The 1078-nt window shown below is 55.9% G+C and carries 1 protein-coding gene; it reads left to right on the forward strand.

Annotated elements, in window-relative coordinates:
- A partial coding sequence (locus tag ACTQ1N_RS12655) for a recombinase family protein (RefSeq protein ID WP_441957007.1) occupies window positions 1-1078 on the forward strand: 1078 nt, incomplete at both ends.

Below are 1078 nucleotides of genomic sequence, written 5' to 3' on the forward strand. Positions count from 1 at the left end.
CGTGATTCCGCACATAGAGCGCCCACAGGATCAGCGGATCAAAACAGCGGTGTACTGCCGGGTGTCCAGCAAGCATGAGGACCAGGAGTACTCACTGGAAAACCAGATCGCGCACTACAAGGAAACCATCGGAGAGGACCCAAGGTACGAGCTGGTCGAGATCTACTACGACTTCGGAATCTCCGGATTCAAGGCAGCACGGCCCGGGTTCCAGAAGATGCTCGAAGAATCAAAGGATGGGAAGTTTGAGCTGGTCATCACAAAGTCCATCACCCGCTTTGCCCGGAACACTGGGATCGTTCTGGATGCCACAAGACTTCTCAAGGAGCGCGGCATCGGGGTGTACTTTGAGCTTCAGGGAATCAATACGCTCGGACAAGGCGGCGAGCTTCTCATGACGCTCTTTGCCGCATTCGGTCAGGCGGAGAGTGAGGCAAACCGGCTCGGGACCAGGATGGCCATTCAGCGGAAGGTACAAGTACAGGAGCCCATCCAGCAGATCCAGAGGGTGTTCGGTTACACGAAGAACGAGGACGGCGAGATCGTGCCGGATCAGGATGCAGGCCGTGTGCTGGAGATTTTCGAGATGGCCGCCGATGGATTCACGGTCGCACAGATCACAAACTACCTGAACGGGGAGGGAGTACGGACCAAGAGTGGTGCCAGATTTTACCGGAAAACGGTGGCCAGGATCCTGGGAAACGAGGAGTACAAGGGCGACTTCGTACAGTTCAGGCACTTCGTGGATGAGCACCGGAAGGAGAGGAAGAATACCGGGGAACACACCATGGTCTACTACAAAGAGAATCATCCGCCGATCGTGACGAATGATCTCTGGGAGAAAGCCCAGAAGGCACTCGGCGTCCGGAAGTTGCCAAAGCAGGAGCCGGAGAAGAAACTGCCCATGGAGACATTTCCTTATAAGGATCAGCTCTACTGCGCAAAGTGCGGAAACAAGCTGATGCGCTCCTACACCGGAGGGAAGAACCGCTGGGTATGCTCAGGAAAAGAGCGATTCAGCAGCGACTTCTGCCCCGGCGTTTCCATCCCTGACGAGGTGGTGAAGAGCTGGGGAGTT

It is taken from the genome of Porcincola sp. LCP21S3_C12, assembly GCF_052118625.1.
Taxonomy (GTDB): Bacteria; Bacillota; Clostridia; order Lachnospirales; family Lachnospiraceae; genus Porcincola.